This window comes from Lysinibacillus sp. RS10, from assembly GCF_041956855.1.
In the GTDB taxonomy this organism is placed as follows: domain Bacteria; phylum Bacillota; class Bacilli; order Bacillales_A; family Planococcaceae; genus Lysinibacillus; species Lysinibacillus xylanilyticus_A.
The window spans coordinates 1,260,739-1,278,580 of sequence record NZ_CP167122.1 but is presented as its reverse complement, the minus strand read 5'-3'; the positions used below and the strand labels follow the sequence as shown (position 1 = coordinate 1,278,580).

Sequence of the window (17,842 nt, the reverse complement as noted above, 5' to 3'; positions counted from 1 at the left end):
TGACTCGTTCTTACACGAGACAAGGGTTTTTTTATATAGCAGTGTTCTAACGAAACACTCCCCTACTATTTAGTTCAATAACCAGCCTTTTTTAAAACCTGCATAAAATAAAAACGATACGTATTTTTTACGAAAGTATCTAAAGGAAGCCCAACATTTAATTGATACTTTGTAAAAATAAAATAAAAACGCTTATCCCATTTTAAACGTAATAATTCCCCAGCATCTTCACCGTATTTCTCTGTAAATTCCTCAATTAAAGGTTCGACCATATAGTAGCAATAGTCTTTTAAGTTTGCGAGGGCCTCTATATCTTTCTCCTTTTGAAAACGCGTTATCCAATCAGCTAATTGTTCATTCATTTAAAAATTCATCTCTCTTTATATTGAGTTTCTTCCTATTATATTATAACTCTTTTTCTATAAATTCTCGCTTCTCACGTTTCTTCGATATTTCATAAGTAATGGCTCACCACCATAACGTGTAATTGATTTCCGTTCCGACTGGGCGCTTTCCTGGGGGCGTCCGATGAGCCGCTTCACTCGCGTTGCTCGCTCCAGGGTCTCATCTGTGACGCTGATCCCCAAGGAGTCGCCCAGTCTCCACTCCAATCAACTAATATACAGTGCATATATTTTAAAAAATGTCATCCACAACTTTTGGTGAAAAGCCACTGAAGCAGAAACGATACACTTACCTACTTCCCTACACTAACATATATAAATATATTACAATTTAACAAACGATTTTTTATTCAGGTTTTAAAGAAAAGGACAGTTTTGGAAGAAACCAATAATGAGGGGGGATGTAAGATGAGTAAAAAAGATTTTAATTACAGTTAGTACCCTAATCACTGTTATTGTCTTTGCTATGCTAATAGATTTTATTTATGTACTAAACAACGGGAATCCATATACAAAATACATCGCTAATAAGTATGTTCCAAAATATTTAGAAGAGCAGAGATATACAGACGATAAAATTAAAGAATCACATTATGTTGAGCAAAAGCACTTAATAAATAAAGATTTTTATCACGGACATTATATGGTCATTTTTAAGGATGAGCCTAATACAACCTATTATTATGGAATAACTAAAAAAAGAAACAAGTTCAGCAATTTTGTGAAAAAGACAGACTATCATTGAACTATTCATTTATCTACAACACGGACAATTTCGTTTTCTAAACGTTGATAAAAAAAACGCTTTAATCCCTACTAAAGGATTTAAAGCGTTTCGTAATATTAATTATATGAGAGTTTTGCAGCAATGCTTACAGGATTCAATATAAAGATGATTAATTATTGAAGTAGCCGACTCATCACCATGATTTATTCCTCATTAAACCACAGTTCATCTTTGTTATCAACGTCACCATTATAATTGATTAGAATTTCTTCTCCAGCTTTTATATCTTTATAAGCAAAAAAGTCAAATGTTTGATTTTTAAAATTAATCTCATATGTTGCATTTGGTTCATAAGAATGATTAAACAACATTCCATAACCAAGAAGAATCGCAGAACGACCTATTCCATACTCAAAAGCGTAATCAGCGAGCAAGGTTTGCTCAATGTATTGATGCTCTTCATTTGGATAAGCAATTACAGGTGCCTCATGTAAAAGCTCTCCTTTTTGGATATCGCATGTAGCAAATACCCCTCTATTGAATTCTCCATCACTTAATGGAGATGTTTTTATTTCAATCATGTTTGTTCTCCTACTCATTAATAAAATTTTCTTTCTAACTGTAACATTAATTTGAACATTGAGCTCTAAAAAAATGAAATTATTTTAAATTAAACACCTTAATTGTCACCGAATAATGGCTCATCACCATAACGTGTGGTTGATTTAACAAATGTCATCCACAACTTTTGTTGATGAGCGCGAAAAATTGAAGATCAACAAGGATTATCAAAAAAATCTTTTTGTTTGTGCAGAAAATGTGTAGAGTCTTTTCATTTTTTATCCTTGTCAAACGTATTCTTAAAAAGGAAAAGCGCCTCAAACCCTAATACTAAAGGATTTGAAGCACTCTTCAGTTGGTTAGAATCAGCGTCTCCAACTAAAATTAAGCAGCTATTTTATCCGGTGATTTTTTATTCATTTTACTTAACAAAATAAATATAAACACAATAATTAATATAACTGGGGCTAACTCTTTTGGGAAAAATAGCATTAGAGAAATTCCTACTAGTAAAGGTGTCTTTAAAATAGCAATCGAAGCACTACCACCTATAACAGCTACGATAAAAAGCACATCTAGTTGCGGGAAAAAAGTCGCGATCGCATAGCCCTGTAAAATGGAAGCGAAGATAACTGGTAAAACATTTCCACCAACCCAACCTGACTTAAAACAAAACTCCATAAAAATCAGTTTTAAAACAGAAGCTAAAATTAAAGTAGCCATCGAAAGTGTTGGTACTAAACTAGGTAAATCTTGCATAGACAGTTGACCGGAAAAAAGTAATTTAGGAGCGATTAAAGATATCAAACCAATCCCAATACCACCGATAACAGCACTTAAAATAATTTTATTGTTGATTTTAGAAAAGATTTTATTCATCGCTCTTTCCATTAGTTCATAAAGTTTACTAAACAAAATACCGAACAACACAAAAGGAATAAAAAGAAACAATTCATCCAATCCCCAATTCGTTTCGCCTAACTTGGTCACAAAAGGAGGTTGATCTGATATTTTAATAAAAAACATAAAGGTCACTATGCCATTAATGATAAATAATATATATAAGAATTTCTTCAATAAAAGCAGTTTTTTCTCTTTAGGTGCCTGATCAGGATTATAGGGAATAAGGTAATGATGAGGTAAAGCAAATTTTTTTAGCCTAATTAACCAAGATTCCTTTTTCCATTCATTGTAGGAAAAATAAAAGTAACGCATTTTATCTGCCTGCCATACTGATAACGCAATAACAGAACTTAATATGGCTGCTGCAGGACCAACACTTGCACCAAAAATTAAAATTAAAAAAGCAATTAAAAAATTGAGACCTACATTTGAATAGTTCATTCTTTGAGTTGTTTTTAATTCAACAATAGCTTCATTAGCCGTTTGAGGCAGGCCCCCCCACTTATACTTGCTAACACCTACTAAAACACCACCCAAAATACATAAAAGTAATGTATAAATAGCGGGTACTTTTAAAGTATTGGATACGTCAGTCCATAAAAAATCTGCCAAGCCATTAACTAATATTAAAAAAACAGAAGAAATAAAACCGATAATCCCACTTAAAATTAAGCCATAAACTAGTAATCCGATTATTTTAGAATATTTCTCATTCAATACAAAATCCACCACTTTTTATACATATATTAAGACACTCTCTTGTTAGTAACTATATTTATTTGAAATACAGCCATTTTTATAATGCCCATATAACTATACTAGACTTTGTGCTGAAAGAGCTAGTATTTTCCTCTCTAGTATCTAAACAAACTAATAGATAGATTGCCTAGTTTATTTCTTAAATGATTGTCACCATTCCCGTTTCTTTGCTTCTCATATTCCATAACTGTAAATAAACCTTCGATGCACTATTACCATTTGTCTACCAAATTACAATTTACTATGTTATGATTTGGTTCATCACCAAAACGTGTGGTTGATTTCCGTTCCGACTGGGCGCTTTGTTGCTGCCGCTACGTTAGCACTACGCTTTCGCACAGAGCAAAGCTTCCTGGGGGCGTCCGATGAGCCGCTGATCCCCAAGGAGTCACCCAGCCTCCACTCCAATCAACTTATTTATATAGTATATGTTTTAACAAATGTCATCCACAACTTTTGGTGATGAGCCTATGATTTCCTTATAAAAGGAATTTTTAGTAAATTAAGATACGTGTAAGTTTATTGAATAAGGGGGAAGAGGAATCGAATAATGGATACCATCATCTATATGATAAGACACGCAGAATCACCATTTGTTTTCGGTCAAGAACGCACGAGAAAACTATCCAACCAAGGTGCAATAGACGCAAAAAAAGTAACGGCAATAATGAATGAGCAGAAGATTGATCTGGTAATCTCAAGTCCTTATACAAGATCAATTCAAACAATCGAGGGAATTGTCGATTCCCAAAATATAGAAGTAAAGGTAATTGAGGAATTAAGGGAAAGGCAATTAAAGGGCGCTTATAAATTACCTGAAGAAGAAATACAACAGGCAATAAAAAAATCCTATGAAGATATTGATTTTAACTTATCGGGCGGAGAATCAGTAAGAGACGTCCAAAATCGAGCTATTCCTATAATAAAAGAACTTCTAAATAATTATGAGACACAGACTATTATTATAGGAACTCATGGAAATGTTATGACTATTATTATGAATTATTTTAATAAAGAATACGGATATGATTTTTGGAAAAACACTTCAAAACCAGACATATACAAGTTGGTATTTTCAGGAGAAACACTAAAATTAGTACAACGTAAATGGGAATGACTAAGGCAGAGGCTATTATCCCCTTCTCAAAATCAAAAACAATAGCCTTCAGATATCAAACTAGGGGGCTTTTGGATATAAAACATACACAAAAATCCTTTTGTTATGCTTCCTCAATCACTTCTATAGCTCCACTCTCTAGTTTTGTTCCAGATACTTTTTCAATAATGCTTAACTCAACCAATTTGGACACTAAAGGGATTAAATTTATGAAATTAGCTCAATCATCAATGTAAAAAATTCTTTTAATTAGTAGATGTTAAGTATGGACATTCAGTTAATTTATGAGTCTTTGGTTATATTCAACCCACTTTTCCATTTCTTTCTCAACTGCTCGATTTTGCCATTCAAACCATATGCCCGAACACTCACTACAATGACTATCTACTCCACTTTTTTTATGTGCATCTTTACATGTAAATACAGTCTTTTTACGACAACTATAGCAGTAAACTTCTTTATCTTTATAAAATTCCATAACCATCAACTCCCACATTTTACACATATTCATTTCCGTTTTGTACACAAATTATTCTTATTTACAAAGTAATCGTGCCCGATATACTAGGGCCATACGATAAGTTCAAACGCATTTAACGAATCTGTAAGGGTTGATAATGAAGGAAAGGAATTAAATTGCACAGGTTGTCTAAATGAAGCTATCACGCCATGTGTGGGGCTATAGGGGTTTCTATGAGCAAACAAAAGGACTTGCAGATATGAAGAATAATCATCATGCAAGTCCTATCTTGATGTTTATGTCAAATTAGCTTATTGTTTCAAGAATCGAATCTTTAAAAATCACACTTTCAACAATCGAAATTCAATATCAAACGTATAAATTTACCTGCCTCCATTAGTCGAATAACAGGTACTCGCCCCTTCTTGAATCAACGTACCGATGCAAAGCTAATTTTAACATCTAACATACTTGCGTTTGAACCCGATTCTCCCTTTATCCATTTCTTTTTGAATACTTTCGTAAGCATTTAGGAAACTTGTTTTTTTCTTGTCCCGTTTGACTTCTACTATACCTACTTCTTTTGCGGTCTCGACAGCCTTTTCATGTAGTGGCAAATATGAAAGTCCTACTGTGTATAGAAAATTATTCATAGCAGATTTCGTTCTTTCTGGCGAATTATGAATAGAATTTTTCACAATATCAAGCATATTGGAAATCTTGCCTTCGGAAAATTCATTGTCCTTGCGATTCCCTAAAAGCCAGCAGTAGCAACTCCAACCCGCTGACATTCTTAGCTCGTCACCGCTTGCAATCCATTTATCTGCAACGTCTTGTGCAATAGCTGACTCTGATAAAGTTACTGCCACTACATAATCAGACAGCATATAAAAATACGCTTCATCTATCCAACGATCAAAATCCGACTCAGTCATAGCTTTTGGGTCTGCTATGATGCCTGCAAAATACATTGCATCATAGTTACCTGTAGCATAAAGCTCTTCAGCTAAAGATTGATTTATTTTTATTTTCTTTGCGATTGGTTTCATAGCACCTGTAGCCACACCAAAAACAGGCTCGTGTGCACCATTAGATATGTACATTTTTTTAGTTCGTTCCTTACCGAGGGATTCAAGCTCCTGCATAACTGTTTTGAAATCCATATTTTCTTACTTCCTTCCTTACTATTAATACCTTTTTAATGATAACCAACTAGTTTCTATTCCTTATCAAGTCTTCCATACTTCCTGATTTTTTAACCATAATCGTATTCAAGTATTCCGCTTCGTTTGTTTTAGTACATTCCTACACAATGTTTAAATCGATTTTGACATAAACATCCAATAAAAAAATCACCTCTAAGGAAACTACGAGGTGATTTTATCAAACTTTATTACAATTTATCAATCTTTATAGTGAAGTTAATCTAACACATTAAGTATGGACATGTTTTGATCAATCTTTTTCAAAAGATACATTTATTATTAATTTTCATTTCAATGTAAAATTCATATTTGAGAAAGTACCTCTCATGACTAATACCTAATTAATAATACCTGTTGGGTATAATGTAGTTCCTCCAATTGAAACATTTATTTCATTCGATAATGGAACATTGTATTCATCAATAATTGTTCTCCACCACTCCCATGCAAGACCTGTACATTCTCTTGCATAAATTCTTATATTTTTTGAATTAGGTGGAAGTGGTATTACTGTAGAGAAATGAGCTGTTTTATCTTTCCAGCTTCCATCCCAAGTTTTATGGGATAGTACTTCATTTCCATTTTCATCATATGAAAATTCATCCCAGGCTACTTCAAATTGAGCAACATATGCACCAGAATGATCAAGATTGATGCTTCCTTTAGAATATTCGGTAGTTGTCGTCTCGATATAATCTGTATTGTTATGAACAGCAGCAATTGAATTGTCCTTTAAGAAAACACTCGTATATGATATTGGGTATGCTGGATTTTTAAGACTAAATTCTGCATTATCTTTAATTATTTTTCTAATTTCATTAAAGTCTTTTGAGACAACCTGGTTATGCGTTTGTGAATCTCCGCCTAATACTACAGCAGTAAAGGAACTTTCTTCAAAAATATCTTTGTATTGTCCACTAGTTTCTACATTGGTATTGACATCATTCAGTAAAGCTTTAAAAGCAGCTTGTACATCCTTGCTCTTAGAGCTTGTTTCTAATTTCACATAAATTGTTCTGCCATACGCTACATTTGACACCATAACGGGAGGAGCATCATTACTTACTCCTTTACGGGTTAACTCTTCAAAAAGAACACTTTCATCAAAAAGGTCTGATGGATTGTTAGGTAGTTCTGCACTTACGGTATAAAATATTTGTTTATATGCCGCAACCATCACCTTTTTCTCTCCACTTTCAATCGCATTAAAGTCAATTCCCAGTGAATTTTCAAGAACTTTGGCGTTAACATTCAGAGTGCTTGCTATTTGAGATTTGCTATAAACCATAGATTCTGAATATTGTAGTCTTGCAGGTAAAGTATGGGTTGTTGAATATTTTTCATTCCAAGTAGATACTAACTCATCTACTGCCCCAGATACATTACCATATGTTGGATTATCCACAGTTATCGTATTTTCTCTTTTCATACCAGGTAAGTCTATGCTAATATTTAGCGGTTTTCTTTTGGCCACCAATAAACTAGGTTGATTGTCTACAAAAGCTTTGTTTGCAAGTTGTAATGCTCCTGGATAGGTACGATTCGCCATAGAATCGATAATTGAAATATCCACCGGTGAAGTTGTAAGTGATTTTTTATTACGTTCAACTACTATAAATTTATCTTTTGAGTTTTTACCTTCTTTTGGAACAAAACTATTAATCTTATCCCCATTCACTGCCAAAACTTCGCTGTTATTGTAGTTCAAGTTTGCTATACCAGTATCAATGTCATTAGGTATGCTTGTTTCACTAGCTAAATTAGTATCAAGTGTTTCAGCAAAGGAAATAATCGGATAGTTAATAATGCATAAACAAACAGATAAACTTACTAAAAATTTTATTACTTTAAAATAATTTCGCTTTCCCAAAAAAATCCTCCTCCTTTTTTAGGAAATTATACCACAAGAATATTTTAAATAAATATAGTAGTTTAGTTTCATATTTCGAACAATACGTAGTACATTTGAAGGGGTTCTCTATTAGTTAATCAAAGTATTTTTGATTATGCAAAAAAAAAAAGACACCTACTTGTGAGAGGGCACTGAAAAAGTCTATATCTTCTCACATTGTGACTCTACTGTTGTTTTCCGAAGCATTCCGCTCGCTTTCCGCGGGCGAGCGCCGAGCCTCCTCCTACACTTCGCTTCGTGCGGGGTCTCGTCTGTCTCGCTTTCCCGCAGGAGTCGAGCGATGCTTCTCCAAACAACGCAATGTTTCACACTATTATTTTAGTCACGCTTTCCTTTATAATAAAAGAATTAATGTGCAGGTGGTGCCCCCCATGATTTCAAATCAAGAAACCCTTAATTTAAGTCCATATATGGCGATCTACGATATTGTTGTGCCAAAAGATAATATACTTCGCCAAATCAATGAACTTGTTGATTTTTCATTCATTTTAGAAGAGTTAAAAACAAAATATTGTTTAGACAATGGACGTAATGCCATTCCTCCAATTCGTATGTTTAAGTACTTATTATTAAAAGCAATTTATGATGTATCAGACGTCGACCTTGTAGAGCGTTCGAAGTACGATATGTCATTTAAATATTTCTTGGATATGGCGCCAGAAGATCCAGTCATTGATTCAAGTTCGCTTACAAAATTTCGTCGGCTTCGTCTTCAAGACGTAAGCTTATTAGACATGCTCATTGGGAAAACAGTTGAGATCGCATTGGAGAAAAAAATCATCAACAGTCAAACGATTATTGTGGATGCCACACATACAAAAGCACGTTACAACCAAAAAACGCCTAAAGAATTTTTACAAGAGAAATCAAAAAACGCTCGAAAAGCTGTCTACAAAATTGACGAATCGATGAAAGACAAATTCCCCACAAAGACCACTTCTAACGAAGTAAAGGATGAGTTAACTTACTGTAAGGAAGTTATTTCAGTCATTGAAAAGGAACCACAAATTGCACAAATGCCATCTGTCAAAGAAAAGCTGAATGTTTTAAAAGAAGTCGTAGAAGATTTCCAAGAACATCTAAATTACTCTTCTGATGCGGATGCGCAAAAAGGGCATAAGACGTCGGAATCTTCTTTCTTCGGGTATAAGACACATATCGCGTTGAGTGATGAACGTATTATTACAGCGGCTGTCATTACAACAGGTGAAAAAAGCGATGGAAAATATCTTCAAGAGTTAATTGAAAAAAGCACACAAGCAGGTATGAAAATTAATACAGTTATTGGAGACGCAGCTTACTCTGAAAAGGCAAATATCGAATATACAAAAGAAGAGAAAATCGCGCTTGTGGCAAAGTTGAATCCTATTCTTACACAAGGACCACGAAAAGAAGAAGACAAGTTTGAGTTTAATAAAGACGCTGGAATGTTTGTTTGTAAGGCCGGTCATCTCGCGACAAGAAAAGCACGTACGGGTAAAAAAGGAACGAGTAAGAGTCAAAGTCAGACATATTATTTTGACATTGAAAAATGCAAAGTATGTCCAATGAGAGAGGGCTGTTATAAAAAAGGCGCAAAAAGTAAAACATATTCTGTCACAATTAAGTCGGATACACATGCCGAACAAGAGGCATTTCAAAATACGGAAGCATTTAAGCAATTAGCCGCAAATCGCTACAAAGTAGAAGCGAAGAATAGTGAATTAAAAAACGGACACGGGTACGATACGGCATCGACTGCGGGTCTATTTGGCATGGAAATTCAAGGTGCTACAACGATATTCGCTGTCAATTTGAAACGGATATTAAAGTTACTAAACGAAAATGAATAAGGAATAGAGACAGAAATAAGGCACTTCCTGTTCAACATTGAACAAGAAGTGCCTTATTTTTATCTGAGAAAGGTTCGCTTTTATGAAAACGTAAGTTTTTCAGTGCCCTCACTTGTGACGGTGCCTTTTTGGAATGAGACTAGTATTTGATTTTGAGAGTATCCCCCTCGACATAAACTCCCTCGGAACGGGAAATCGGCAGCTTTTGCTCTGCTGAGAAGCCGATCGTTTCTCCATCCCTTAAAGTGACGTTCTCATCTACAATATATCCGGAAATAGTAATCAAAAAGTCACGCATCTCGGCAGGGGATGCTTGGCTGTCCAGGATTTCAATTTCATCCTTGCCAAAGGCTTTTAGCCCATTGGTATATCCATCGACCCCGGTTTCCGTCCCGACTAGGCCGAAATAAACCAGATTCAGTAAAGGGAACATGTCGTCATCCTTCATCATTTCAGCCATATCTAGATAAAGTTCAGGCTGAAATACGGTGCCGCATGTATAGATCCCTATTGCGTTAGGTAGCTTTAGGCAACTAGCCGCTAGCTTGGTGTATAGCCTGCCGCTGTCCAGCGGGGAGCCCGAGCGTGTAAATACAGCCAGAATGATTTGAGCTACATGCGTTTGGGTAACCTCCACGGCTTCTTTCCACAGATAGTTTCCCTGTGCATAATATTCAGCCTCACCATCCGGTATGGGAGCATCGACAAAACTTACTGCTAACATGCAGTCGTCCACTTCAAAGACCAAGGTTCCTTCCTTTGTTTCTTCGTCGTTTTCCTCATCCTCTTCCGACGAGCAGGTGATGTTCCAATCATTCAAAAGGTTGGCTTTTATCTGATCAATATCACATTCTGCAGAGTTAAGCAGCACGAACCCGTTAAAAATACCAGAACCATTGTCTTGCGTTTCCGCCTCGTCCTCCATGGTTTGGGCAGCTTCATATGCTGCAGCCTGCTGCATCCAATATTCTCGGATTAATTCTACCATCTTTACAGCTTCTTGCTCTGCAGTCGCAGGGTCATAAGGTTGCATCTCGCTGAATATATGGCCGCAATGCTCGGTGTCAGACGGGTCCTCATAGCCTCCACATACGCCAAGGAGCCATTTTCCAAGCATTGCTTTTTTATACCTGAATATATAGTAGTGCATATCATGTAAATCAAACTCTCCTGCAATTTCTATTTTGCTAGGTTCTCTCCCGAGTTCGCGTTCATCCGCAAGCCATTCAATCATGGATTGCATCGCTGCTTGTTGTTGAGCTGTCATTAATTTCTCCCCTTTATGAATGTATTATTCTACCATTATTATACCAGCTTTTATGGAAAGAAATAGTGAAGCAAGAATTATTCCTCTTATGGTAGATTACTCCTATTTCTATTATAGGAAGTCGTTCAATTATTGAGTGCTGGGATGAGTAGCAATATAATCCCGACTTTTTGGCCATAAAAAAAATCCTCCATTCAATTGAATTGGAAGATAATTTCGGTACTATATTCATGTAATTTTCGGAGTAATAATAAAGGGATTCTACGTCAGTGACCGAACCCCCATTTTTTTCAATAGTTTGCATGTGTAGTTCAAACGGTGAAATTTTGTAGATGTTCAGAACTAATACTATATGAAACAACCTTCTTCTTGTACTTCTTGACTACATCAACGTGATTGTCGTAACTAAAAACAAAGAAATTAACATCTTTTTTGCCTCTTTTTACGTTCATGATAAATGGAGTAACATTAGTCTCTGGCTGTAAAAATAATTTTTCATTACCTGGAAATATATAGTGTTTTTTCAAAAAGGAAGCTTTATTAAAATAGTCTGTAAATCTATTTTTTTCTTCCTCTTCTAAATTCTTTCCATTAAATGTTACCATAACATCATTTGAATCAAGTTTTTTATGAAGTTCAAATTTTCTTACCCCCCATGCCACAGCTATACTGGGAGGGCTCATTAACAATTTAATAATAGATCCAATCACTATCGTAATAATCAAACCTGTTGTCATACCATACCAACTCTTTCAAAAATTTTATCATTTTAGTAGCATTTACTATATTACTATATTATTACCTACATTGCACATTATTTCACAAAAATAATTAGTAATTAGGCTATATCGATGTTTAACCATCCACCTCTCAATGATAAGGGATTTATTTTTTTTATAACCATCCAATTCGAAGCTTTTTTGACCATCCATTCACCTTAAATTTTAAATTGAACCATCAAATCTAACACATTTTTAGTCATCCCATGTCTGCATACTATTAAGAGCTTCTGCAAACCTTTTGATTCCCTCATCTATTGAATCTTCATCTTCCTTTGCGAAAGTAAAACGAACAAATCCATCTTTGGATCCCAGTGTAGAACCAGGAACATAAATGACGCCTCTTTTAATGGATTCTTCAAGCAATTGGATTTCATTATAATTTTTAAGTATTTGACACCATATATGAATACCACCTTGAGGGATAGAATATTCCACCAGATCTTTTAAATAAGTATCAAGGCTTCTTATAATTTTATCTCTCCTTTTTTCTAATTCCTTAATTAAACTTTTTATATGAATATGAAAATTTTCTGATTCTAAAAAATCATTCGCTATCCATTGTGTATAGCTAGAATGACCGAAGTCAACTTGTTGTTTTGCATCGGATAATCTTTCAATCACCGATGTTGGGCCAATAATCCACCCTATTCTTAATCCTGAGGCAACAATTTTGGACAAAGAACTAATGTATAATACGTTTCCATTCCTATCCATTGATTTAAGGGTAGAGATTTTCTCTCCCGAAAAAGCTGTTAAACTATACGGATCATCTTCTACTACTGGAATTCCAAACTTTGAGGATATGTCTAAAATCGCTTCTTTTTTCTTTTTATTCAATAAGGAGCCCGTTGGATTTTGAAAATATGGATTTAAAAAAATCATTTTAATTCGGTGTTTTTTATATAATGACAGCAAATCTTCTGGGTTCATTCCATCCTTATCGACAGGTAGATAATGTATTTTTATACCTGCCGATTTGAAAATTGGAAGATTATAATTGTAGGAAGGATCTTCTATTGCTATTGCATCTCCAGGCTTTAACAAACACTGTACAATTAAATGTAATGCTTGTTGCGCTCCTGATGTTATAAGTATTGAAGAAGAATTAGTTTCGATTCCCCGACTTTTTTTTACGTGTTTTGTAAGGGTATTTCTAAGGATTTCATTCCCCAGTGGATGATCGTATCCTAGGCTTCCAATAAAAGAACGTGTTGAAGTTATCTCGCTTAAAAAGCTTTTTGGGAAAAGTTCTTCTGACAATTCACCGGAAGCTAAATTTATTAATTTATGTTCAACAGCTTCTTTTCTTATTTTTTGCGTTACAGGTTGACTAGGTAAAAAAGAACCCGCCTCAATATACCTATTCCAGCTAGGAATCCGTTTTTTTGTTATACCCCATATATCTTTACTAATGGTAGTACCGCTTCCTCTATTTCTTTCAATTAGCCCCATCGATTCTAATTCGTCATATGCATTAACGACAGTACTTCTGTTTAAACTGAGAGCACTTGCTAAATATCTCTCTGATGGTAATGGTTTATCAGGTGGAAATGTACCATCTGCAATTCCCTTTTCAATATATTCTGCGAGTTGTTTATAGATAGCTTTTTTCGCTTGTCTATCAGGTTTCCAATCCAACTATACTCACCTCATTAGTTCCTTCAAACTTGCTCTTTCTTCTTTAGCAGTGTTATTTCAGGTAAAAGATTATATATTAATATTATTTCAATTGTAATTAACCATCCACTTCATTGTTATTTTAGCCATCCACTAAAAAAATCAATCCTCATTTTCTATTTTATATCCAATGTTACAATGAGCGTGAAATAAACTCCTATTTCATAGAAAAAAAGCAGAATTTAACTCTGCTTTTCTACTGGAATACCAAAGACTTGGAATATATAATCTTTCTCTTGTTCTATTGTAGCAATACCAGTGGCTATACCACCTTCTTTTGTCCCTTGAATAAACCACATATCATTATGGTCTTTGTCAACCGATTTAAAATCACCTTGTTTCCAACGATTTAAAATATCTAAATATTTTTCACTATGTTCGTATCCATCTTTATTTTCCTCTACAATTTGCAGTAAAGTCTCAATTCTTTTCGTTGTAATCATAATTGATGATTCTTTCTCATCAGCAATGATCTTCTGATGTGACATTTCTTGAATAACTTCTTGCATTAGATTATCAATAAAGGGTTCATCTCCACTCTTCCATTCATCAATCCTTTTGGAATACGTAGTGTTTTCCCAACCAAAATTCGTATCCACTGTCGATACAAACTCTTTCTTATCATCTTCTTTTGAAATTGATTGACCGCTATCTAATTCACTCTCGGCGCTATTAGAAGTTTCGTTTTCATAGTTCTTTTTCATAATCAAAAACGTACCACTTATACTCAATAATGCTGTTAAAACAACTATACCTAAAACATGAATCCGCTTCATTTTTTTACCACCTTCATTAATATTACCATAAAATTACCATATATACATTTCTCTGTAAACATCAGCACAAAAATAGAAGTCTCCGACTATACAAGATACCTTTTTTCATAAAAAGTTTTATTCAAGTTCATATTTGTGGTGACAAAACTCTCTAGCTTGATTTTAAGATTATCGGTCAAGGTATACCAAAAGGCCTTAAACCCTGTTTTTAGACGTCAGGATTTCTTTGGCCTTGATTCGCCATTCCAGTGGCAGGGCAGCACAAAAAAACAGGCGTTTGAAACCTGCGAATTGGCAACTTCTTCAGCAGTGATATCCATTAAACTTGTCACGACAAGTATTTCTTTACCCCCAAGGTCCATGAATTGAACAACACCTTGCGCTTTTTCGTTTATTTTTGCGGTGTCCCAAGAAATTCCTTTTTCACAAAAAATCAAAGCTGGTGAAATTTTACTCGTCGTAAAATTTCACCAGCTTTTTAGATTTCAGAAATTGGTTTTGTCCCAACCTCTTGACGCTTACTGATGAAGAAAAAAATAGATGGCTTCGAACATACCTTAAAGTATGCTCAAGCTTGTTTCCTTTAGATCAGTGATTAGCATATGACCCGGTGCATGGGTAATTATAATAGAAGGTTTACTTTCCATCGCTACTGCCTGAGGGGTTACGCCACATGCCCAAAATACTGGTATTTCCCCTGGCTTAATGGACACAGCATCACCGAAATCTGGTTTTGAAATATCCATAATCCCTATTTGTTCTGGACTACCAATATGAATGGGTGCACCGTGCACATTTGGAAAACGCGAAGTAATTTGGATTGCACGAATCGCATCCTCTGGTGTCATAGGGCGCATACTGACAACAGTTGGTCCTTCAAACACACCTGCTTTTTCACACGCGATATTTGTTTTATACATTGGCACATTACAGTTTTCTTGAATATGTCTTATTGGAATACCCGCTTCAAGAAGTGGTGTTTCAAATGTAAAGCTACACCCTATTAAAAAACCTACCATATCCTCTTCCCAATACTCTGTAATATCTAATACTTCTTCAGTTAAAATACCATCCCGATAAATACGATATTTCGGAATGTCCTTGCGAATATCTGCATTTTCAGCAATCTTTGAAGGTATAAATGATCCAGGTTCTGTCACATCTAATAATGGACATGGCTTTGGATTTCGCTGACAAAATAGTAGAAAGTCAAAGGCATGCTCCTTCTTCAAAATCACTAAATTTGCTTGTGTAAACCCAATCGACATGCCAGAAGTTGGTCCAGAAATTTCTTGATTACGAATAAGTTTACGGATTTCATTCGGCTCTAAAGCACTATATGTTGTCATCATCAATTCACTCCTTATAAAATAACCATCCATGAAAAGATGCTCATGGATGGTTGGTTGTTAGATTAACTAAAAATTTTCGGAATTTCTTTAATAAATGTAATAATGCTGAGATATCCCATAAGAACAACTACAATTGCTCCAGTTACAGTTAACCAACGTGGATGCTTATATGTGCCAACAATTTCTTTTTTGTGTGCAGCAACTAACATAATGCCAAGTGATAATGGTAAAATCAGTGCATTTAATGCACCTACCAAAATTAACACATTAACAGGCTTTCCAACCAAGGCGAAAGTTGCTGTTGACATGACGATAAATGCTATAATCACCCAATTATGATATTTCTCAATGTTAGGGTGGAATGAACGAATAAATGAAACGGATGTATAAGCTGCACCTACAACAGAAGTAATCGCTGCAGCCCACATAATCATACCAAACATACGATAACCAATATTACCCGCAGCTAGTTGAAAAACAGATGCAGGTGGATTGGCAGGATCAATGACTAAACCTTTTGAAACAACACCAAGAACCGCTAAAAATAAAGCAACACGCATTACGCCAGTAATCAAAATCCCTGTCACAGAGCTTTTTGTTACTTCTGACAAGGATTCTTGTCCTTTGATGCCAGCATCCAAAAGGCGGTGACCACCAGCAAAAGTAATGTAACCTCCAACTGATCCACCAACCAAAGTTACAATCGCAAACCAGCTAATTTCTTTAGGCCAAACAGTGTTCACAATCGCTTCTCCTACAGGTGGTGACGTTTTAAAAGCAACGAATAGCATGAGTAGAATCATGACACCGCCAGCTATTTGCGCAACCTTGTCCATTGCCTTCCCTGCTTCTTTATAGATAAATATAAAAATAGCAAAAAGTGCACTTACAATGGCGCCCATAATTGGATCTACGCCAAGCATTGCATTTAACCCTAATCCAGCTCCAGCAACGTTACCAATATTGAATGCTAAACCACCTATAACGATCATAATTGCAAGGAGAACACCTAATCCAGGTAACACCTTATTGGCAATTTCTTGCCCTCGTAAGCCAGAAACAGCAATGATTCGCCAAACGTTTACCTGAGCGACAATATCTAGAATCAATGAAATTAAAATGACAAATCCAAAGCTAGCCGCTAATTGCTGTGTAAATACTGTCGTTTGTGTTAAAAAACCTGGTCCGATAGATGAGGTAGCCATTAAAAAGGCTGCTCCCATTAACACACTTTTACTTGCTGTTTTCTTAACAAATTTACCTTTTTTCTCTTGCTCGATCGCTGCTTCACTAACTTCCGTTTTTTTTGCTACCATAGACTTACCCCTCCTTGATTGCATGTACTGATATTTGATGTTCTGCTAATCTTGAATGAATATATTTTGCAAACTCTACAGCATGTTCCCCATCCCCATGAATACAAATAGTATTTGCCTGTAATGGGATTTCGATTTGCTGTTGTGACAGCACAATTCCCTCTTTTACCATTCTCACAACCTGATTCACAGCTTGTTCCTTATCGGTAATCAATGCATCAGGTTGTTTACGAGATGTTAAAGAACCATCCTTCTGATAGGTACGATCTGCAAACACTTCATGAGCCGTTTGAAGCCCTACTTTTTCTCCGGCTTTTGTTAATTCACTACCTGAGAGGCCGAATAACACAAGTGAAGGTGAAATATCATAAATGGCTTGTGCAATTGCCTCAGCAATCGCTGGATTTTTAGCAGCCATATTATAAAGTGCTCCATGCGGCTTAACATGCTGCATGGTTTCATTGTAAGTCGTTAGAAAACCTTGCAATGCTCCAACTTGATAAATAACCATATCATAGGCTTCCTGTGGTGTGATGTTCATCTCACGTCGTCCAAAGCCATTTAAATCCGGTAATCCTGGATGTGCCCCGATTTTCACACCATTAGCAATGGCTAGCTTAACTGTCTCTCGCATGACTGTTGGATCTCCAGCATGGAATCCACAAGCAATATTAGCAGAGGTTACATATTTTAAGATTTCTTCTTGCTCTCCAAGTCGATAACGACCAAAACTTTCCCCTAAATCACAGTTTAAATCAACTCGAAACATCTTCTTCCCCCATTTTCTTCCCA

Annotated in this window: 16 protein-coding genes; 3 read left to right on the top strand and 13 right to left on the bottom strand. The window is 35.3% G+C overall.

Annotation, left to right across the window (positions count from 1 at the left end; translation table 11 throughout):
• Positions 1-74: 74 nt before the first annotated feature.
• Positions 75-362 (bottom strand): hypothetical protein, encoded by a 288-nt coding sequence (locus tag ACB089_RS06480; RefSeq protein WP_068983827.1) that lies wholly within the window; start codon positions 360-362, stop codon positions 75-77.
• Positions 363-870: 508 nt separating this feature from the next.
• Here ACB089_RS06480 and ACB089_RS06475 point away from each other — a divergent pair.
• Positions 871-1,149 (top strand): DUF3139 domain-containing protein, encoded by a 279-nt coding sequence (locus ACB089_RS06475; RefSeq protein WP_374965731.1) that lies wholly within the window; start codon positions 871-873, stop codon positions 1,147-1,149.
• Positions 1,150-1,334: 185 nt separating this feature from the next.
• Here ACB089_RS06475 and ACB089_RS06470 read toward each other — a convergent pair whose 3' ends face one another.
• The gene (locus ACB089_RS06470) at positions 1,335-1,712 is read right to left on the bottom strand and encodes an SET domain-containing protein (RefSeq protein ID WP_068983829.1); all 378 of its coding nucleotides are present in this window, start codon (positions 1,710-1,712) and stop codon (positions 1,335-1,337) included.
• 364 nt (positions 1,713-2,076) lie between these two features.
• Positions 2,077-3,312: a chloride channel protein gene (locus ACB089_RS06465; protein WP_374965730.1), complete on the bottom strand. Its 1,236-nt coding sequence runs from the start codon at positions 3,310-3,312 to the stop codon at positions 2,077-2,079.
• Between the two features lie 592 nt (positions 3,313-3,904).
• Here ACB089_RS06465 and ACB089_RS06460 point away from each other — a divergent pair.
• Entirely contained in the window at positions 3,905-4,471 is a 567-nt protein-coding gene (locus ACB089_RS06460; RefSeq protein ID WP_374965729.1) for a histidine phosphatase family protein, read from the top strand.
• A gap of 277 nt (positions 4,472-4,748) precedes the next feature.
• Here the strand turns inward: ACB089_RS06460 and ACB089_RS06455 are convergent, their stop codons facing one another.
• The 3 genes from ACB089_RS06455 to ACB089_RS06445 all read right to left on the bottom strand — a co-directional run bounded on the left by ACB089_RS06455 (position 4,749) and on the right by ACB089_RS06445 (position 8,006).
• Entirely contained in the window at positions 4,749-4,949 is a 201-nt protein-coding gene (locus ACB089_RS06455; RefSeq protein WP_374965728.1) for a hypothetical protein, read from the bottom strand.
• Positions 4,950-5,386: 437 nt separating this feature from the next.
• Positions 5,387-6,094: a DNA alkylation repair protein gene (locus ACB089_RS06450; protein WP_374965727.1), complete on the bottom strand. Its 708-nt coding sequence runs from the start codon at positions 6,092-6,094 to the stop codon at positions 5,387-5,389.
• Positions 6,095-6,473: 379 nt separating this feature from the next.
• A complete protein-coding gene (locus ACB089_RS06445) occupies positions 6,474-8,006 on the bottom strand; it encodes a thiol-activated cytolysin family protein (protein WP_374965726.1) in 1,533 nt (510 codons plus the stop codon).
• Positions 8,007-8,419: 413 nt separating this feature from the next.
• Here ACB089_RS06445 and ACB089_RS06440 point away from each other — a divergent pair, with 413 nt between their 5' ends.
• Positions 8,420-9,880, top strand: coding sequence for an IS1182 family transposase (locus ACB089_RS06440; RefSeq protein ID WP_374964340.1), 1,461 nt, complete (start codon positions 8,420-8,422; stop codon positions 9,878-9,880).
• A 139-nt stretch (positions 9,881-10,019) separates the two neighbouring features.
• Here ACB089_RS06440 and ACB089_RS06435 read toward each other — a convergent pair whose 3' ends face one another.
• The 7 genes from ACB089_RS06435 to ACB089_RS06405 all read right to left on the bottom strand — a co-directional run bounded on the left by ACB089_RS06435 (position 10,020) and on the right by ACB089_RS06405 (position 17,819).
• Positions 10,020-11,147: a DUF4261 domain-containing protein gene (locus tag ACB089_RS06435; protein ID WP_374965725.1), complete on the bottom strand. Its 1,128-nt coding sequence runs from the start codon at positions 11,145-11,147 to the stop codon at positions 10,020-10,022.
• Between the two features lie 311 nt (positions 11,148-11,458).
• Positions 11,459-11,884, bottom strand: coding sequence for a YfmQ family protein (locus tag ACB089_RS06430; RefSeq protein ID WP_374965724.1), 426 nt, complete (start codon positions 11,882-11,884; stop codon positions 11,459-11,461).
• Positions 11,885-12,121: 237 nt separating this feature from the next.
• Complete coding sequence (locus ACB089_RS06425; RefSeq protein WP_374965723.1) at positions 12,122-13,567, bottom strand: PLP-dependent aminotransferase family protein; 1,446 nt, start codon at positions 13,565-13,567, stop codon at positions 12,122-12,124.
• 221 nt (positions 13,568-13,788) lie between these two features.
• Positions 13,789-14,382: a DUF6241 domain-containing protein gene (locus ACB089_RS06420; RefSeq protein WP_374965722.1), complete on the bottom strand. Its 594-nt coding sequence runs from the start codon at positions 14,380-14,382 to the stop codon at positions 13,789-13,791.
• A 557-nt stretch (positions 14,383-14,939) separates the two neighbouring features.
• Entirely contained in the window at positions 14,940-15,731 is a 792-nt protein-coding gene (locus tag ACB089_RS06415; protein ID WP_374967516.1) for a putative hydro-lyase, read from the bottom strand.
• Between the two features lie 65 nt (positions 15,732-15,796).
• On the bottom strand, positions 15,797-17,014 hold the full coding sequence (locus ACB089_RS06410) for an NRAMP family divalent metal transporter (RefSeq protein WP_374967515.1): 1,218 nt from the start codon (positions 17,012-17,014) through the stop codon (positions 15,797-15,799).
• A 40-nt stretch (positions 17,015-17,054) separates the two neighbouring features.
• Positions 17,055-17,819 carry a LamB/YcsF family protein gene (locus ACB089_RS06405; RefSeq protein WP_374965721.1) on the bottom strand — a complete coding sequence of 255 codons (765 nt, stop codon included), beginning with the start codon at positions 17,817-17,819 and terminating at the stop codon, positions 17,055-17,057.
• Positions 17,820-17,842: the final 23 nt, after the last annotated feature.

Bases quoted from the DNA above. Each gene is read 5' to 3' on its own strand.
- ACB089_RS06480 (WP_068983827.1), bottom strand. From the start codon at position 362: ATGAATGAACAATTAGCTGATTGGATAACGCGTTTTCAAAAGGAGAAA.
- ACB089_RS06475 (WP_374965731.1), top strand. From the start codon at position 871: ATGCTAATAGATTTTATTTATGTACTAAACAACGGGAATCCATATACA.
- ACB089_RS06470 (WP_068983829.1), bottom strand. From the start codon at position 1,712: ATGATTGAAATAAAAACATCTCCATTAAGTGATGGAGAATTCAATAGA.
- ACB089_RS06460 (WP_374965729.1), top strand. From the start codon at position 3,905: ATGGATACCATCATCTATATGATAAGACACGCAGAATCACCATTTGTT.
- ACB089_RS06455 (WP_374965728.1), bottom strand. From the start codon at position 4,949: ATGGAATTTTATAAAGATAAAGAAGTTTACTGCTATAGTTGTCGTAAA.
- ACB089_RS06450 (WP_374965727.1), bottom strand. From the start codon at position 6,094: ATGGATTTCAAAACAGTTATGCAGGAGCTTGAATCCCTCGGTAAGGAA.
- ACB089_RS06440 (WP_374964340.1), top strand. From the start codon at position 8,420: ATGATTTCAAATCAAGAAACCCTTAATTTAAGTCCATATATGGCGATC.
- ACB089_RS06435 (WP_374965725.1), bottom strand. From the start codon at position 11,147: ATGACAGCTCAACAACAAGCAGCGATGCAATCCATGATTGAATGGCTT.
- ACB089_RS06430 (WP_374965724.1), bottom strand. From the start codon at position 11,884: ATGACAACAGGTTTGATTATTACGATAGTGATTGGATCTATTATTAAA.
- ACB089_RS06420 (WP_374965722.1), bottom strand. From the start codon at position 14,382: ATGAAGCGGATTCATGTTTTAGGTATAGTTGTTTTAACAGCATTATTG.
- ACB089_RS06415 (WP_374967516.1), bottom strand. From the start codon at position 15,731: ATGACAACATATAGTGCTTTAGAGCCGAATGAAATCCGTAAACTTATT.
- ACB089_RS06405 (WP_374965721.1), bottom strand. From the start codon at position 17,819: ATGTTTCGAGTTGATTTAAACTGTGATTTAGGGGAAAGTTTTGGTCGT.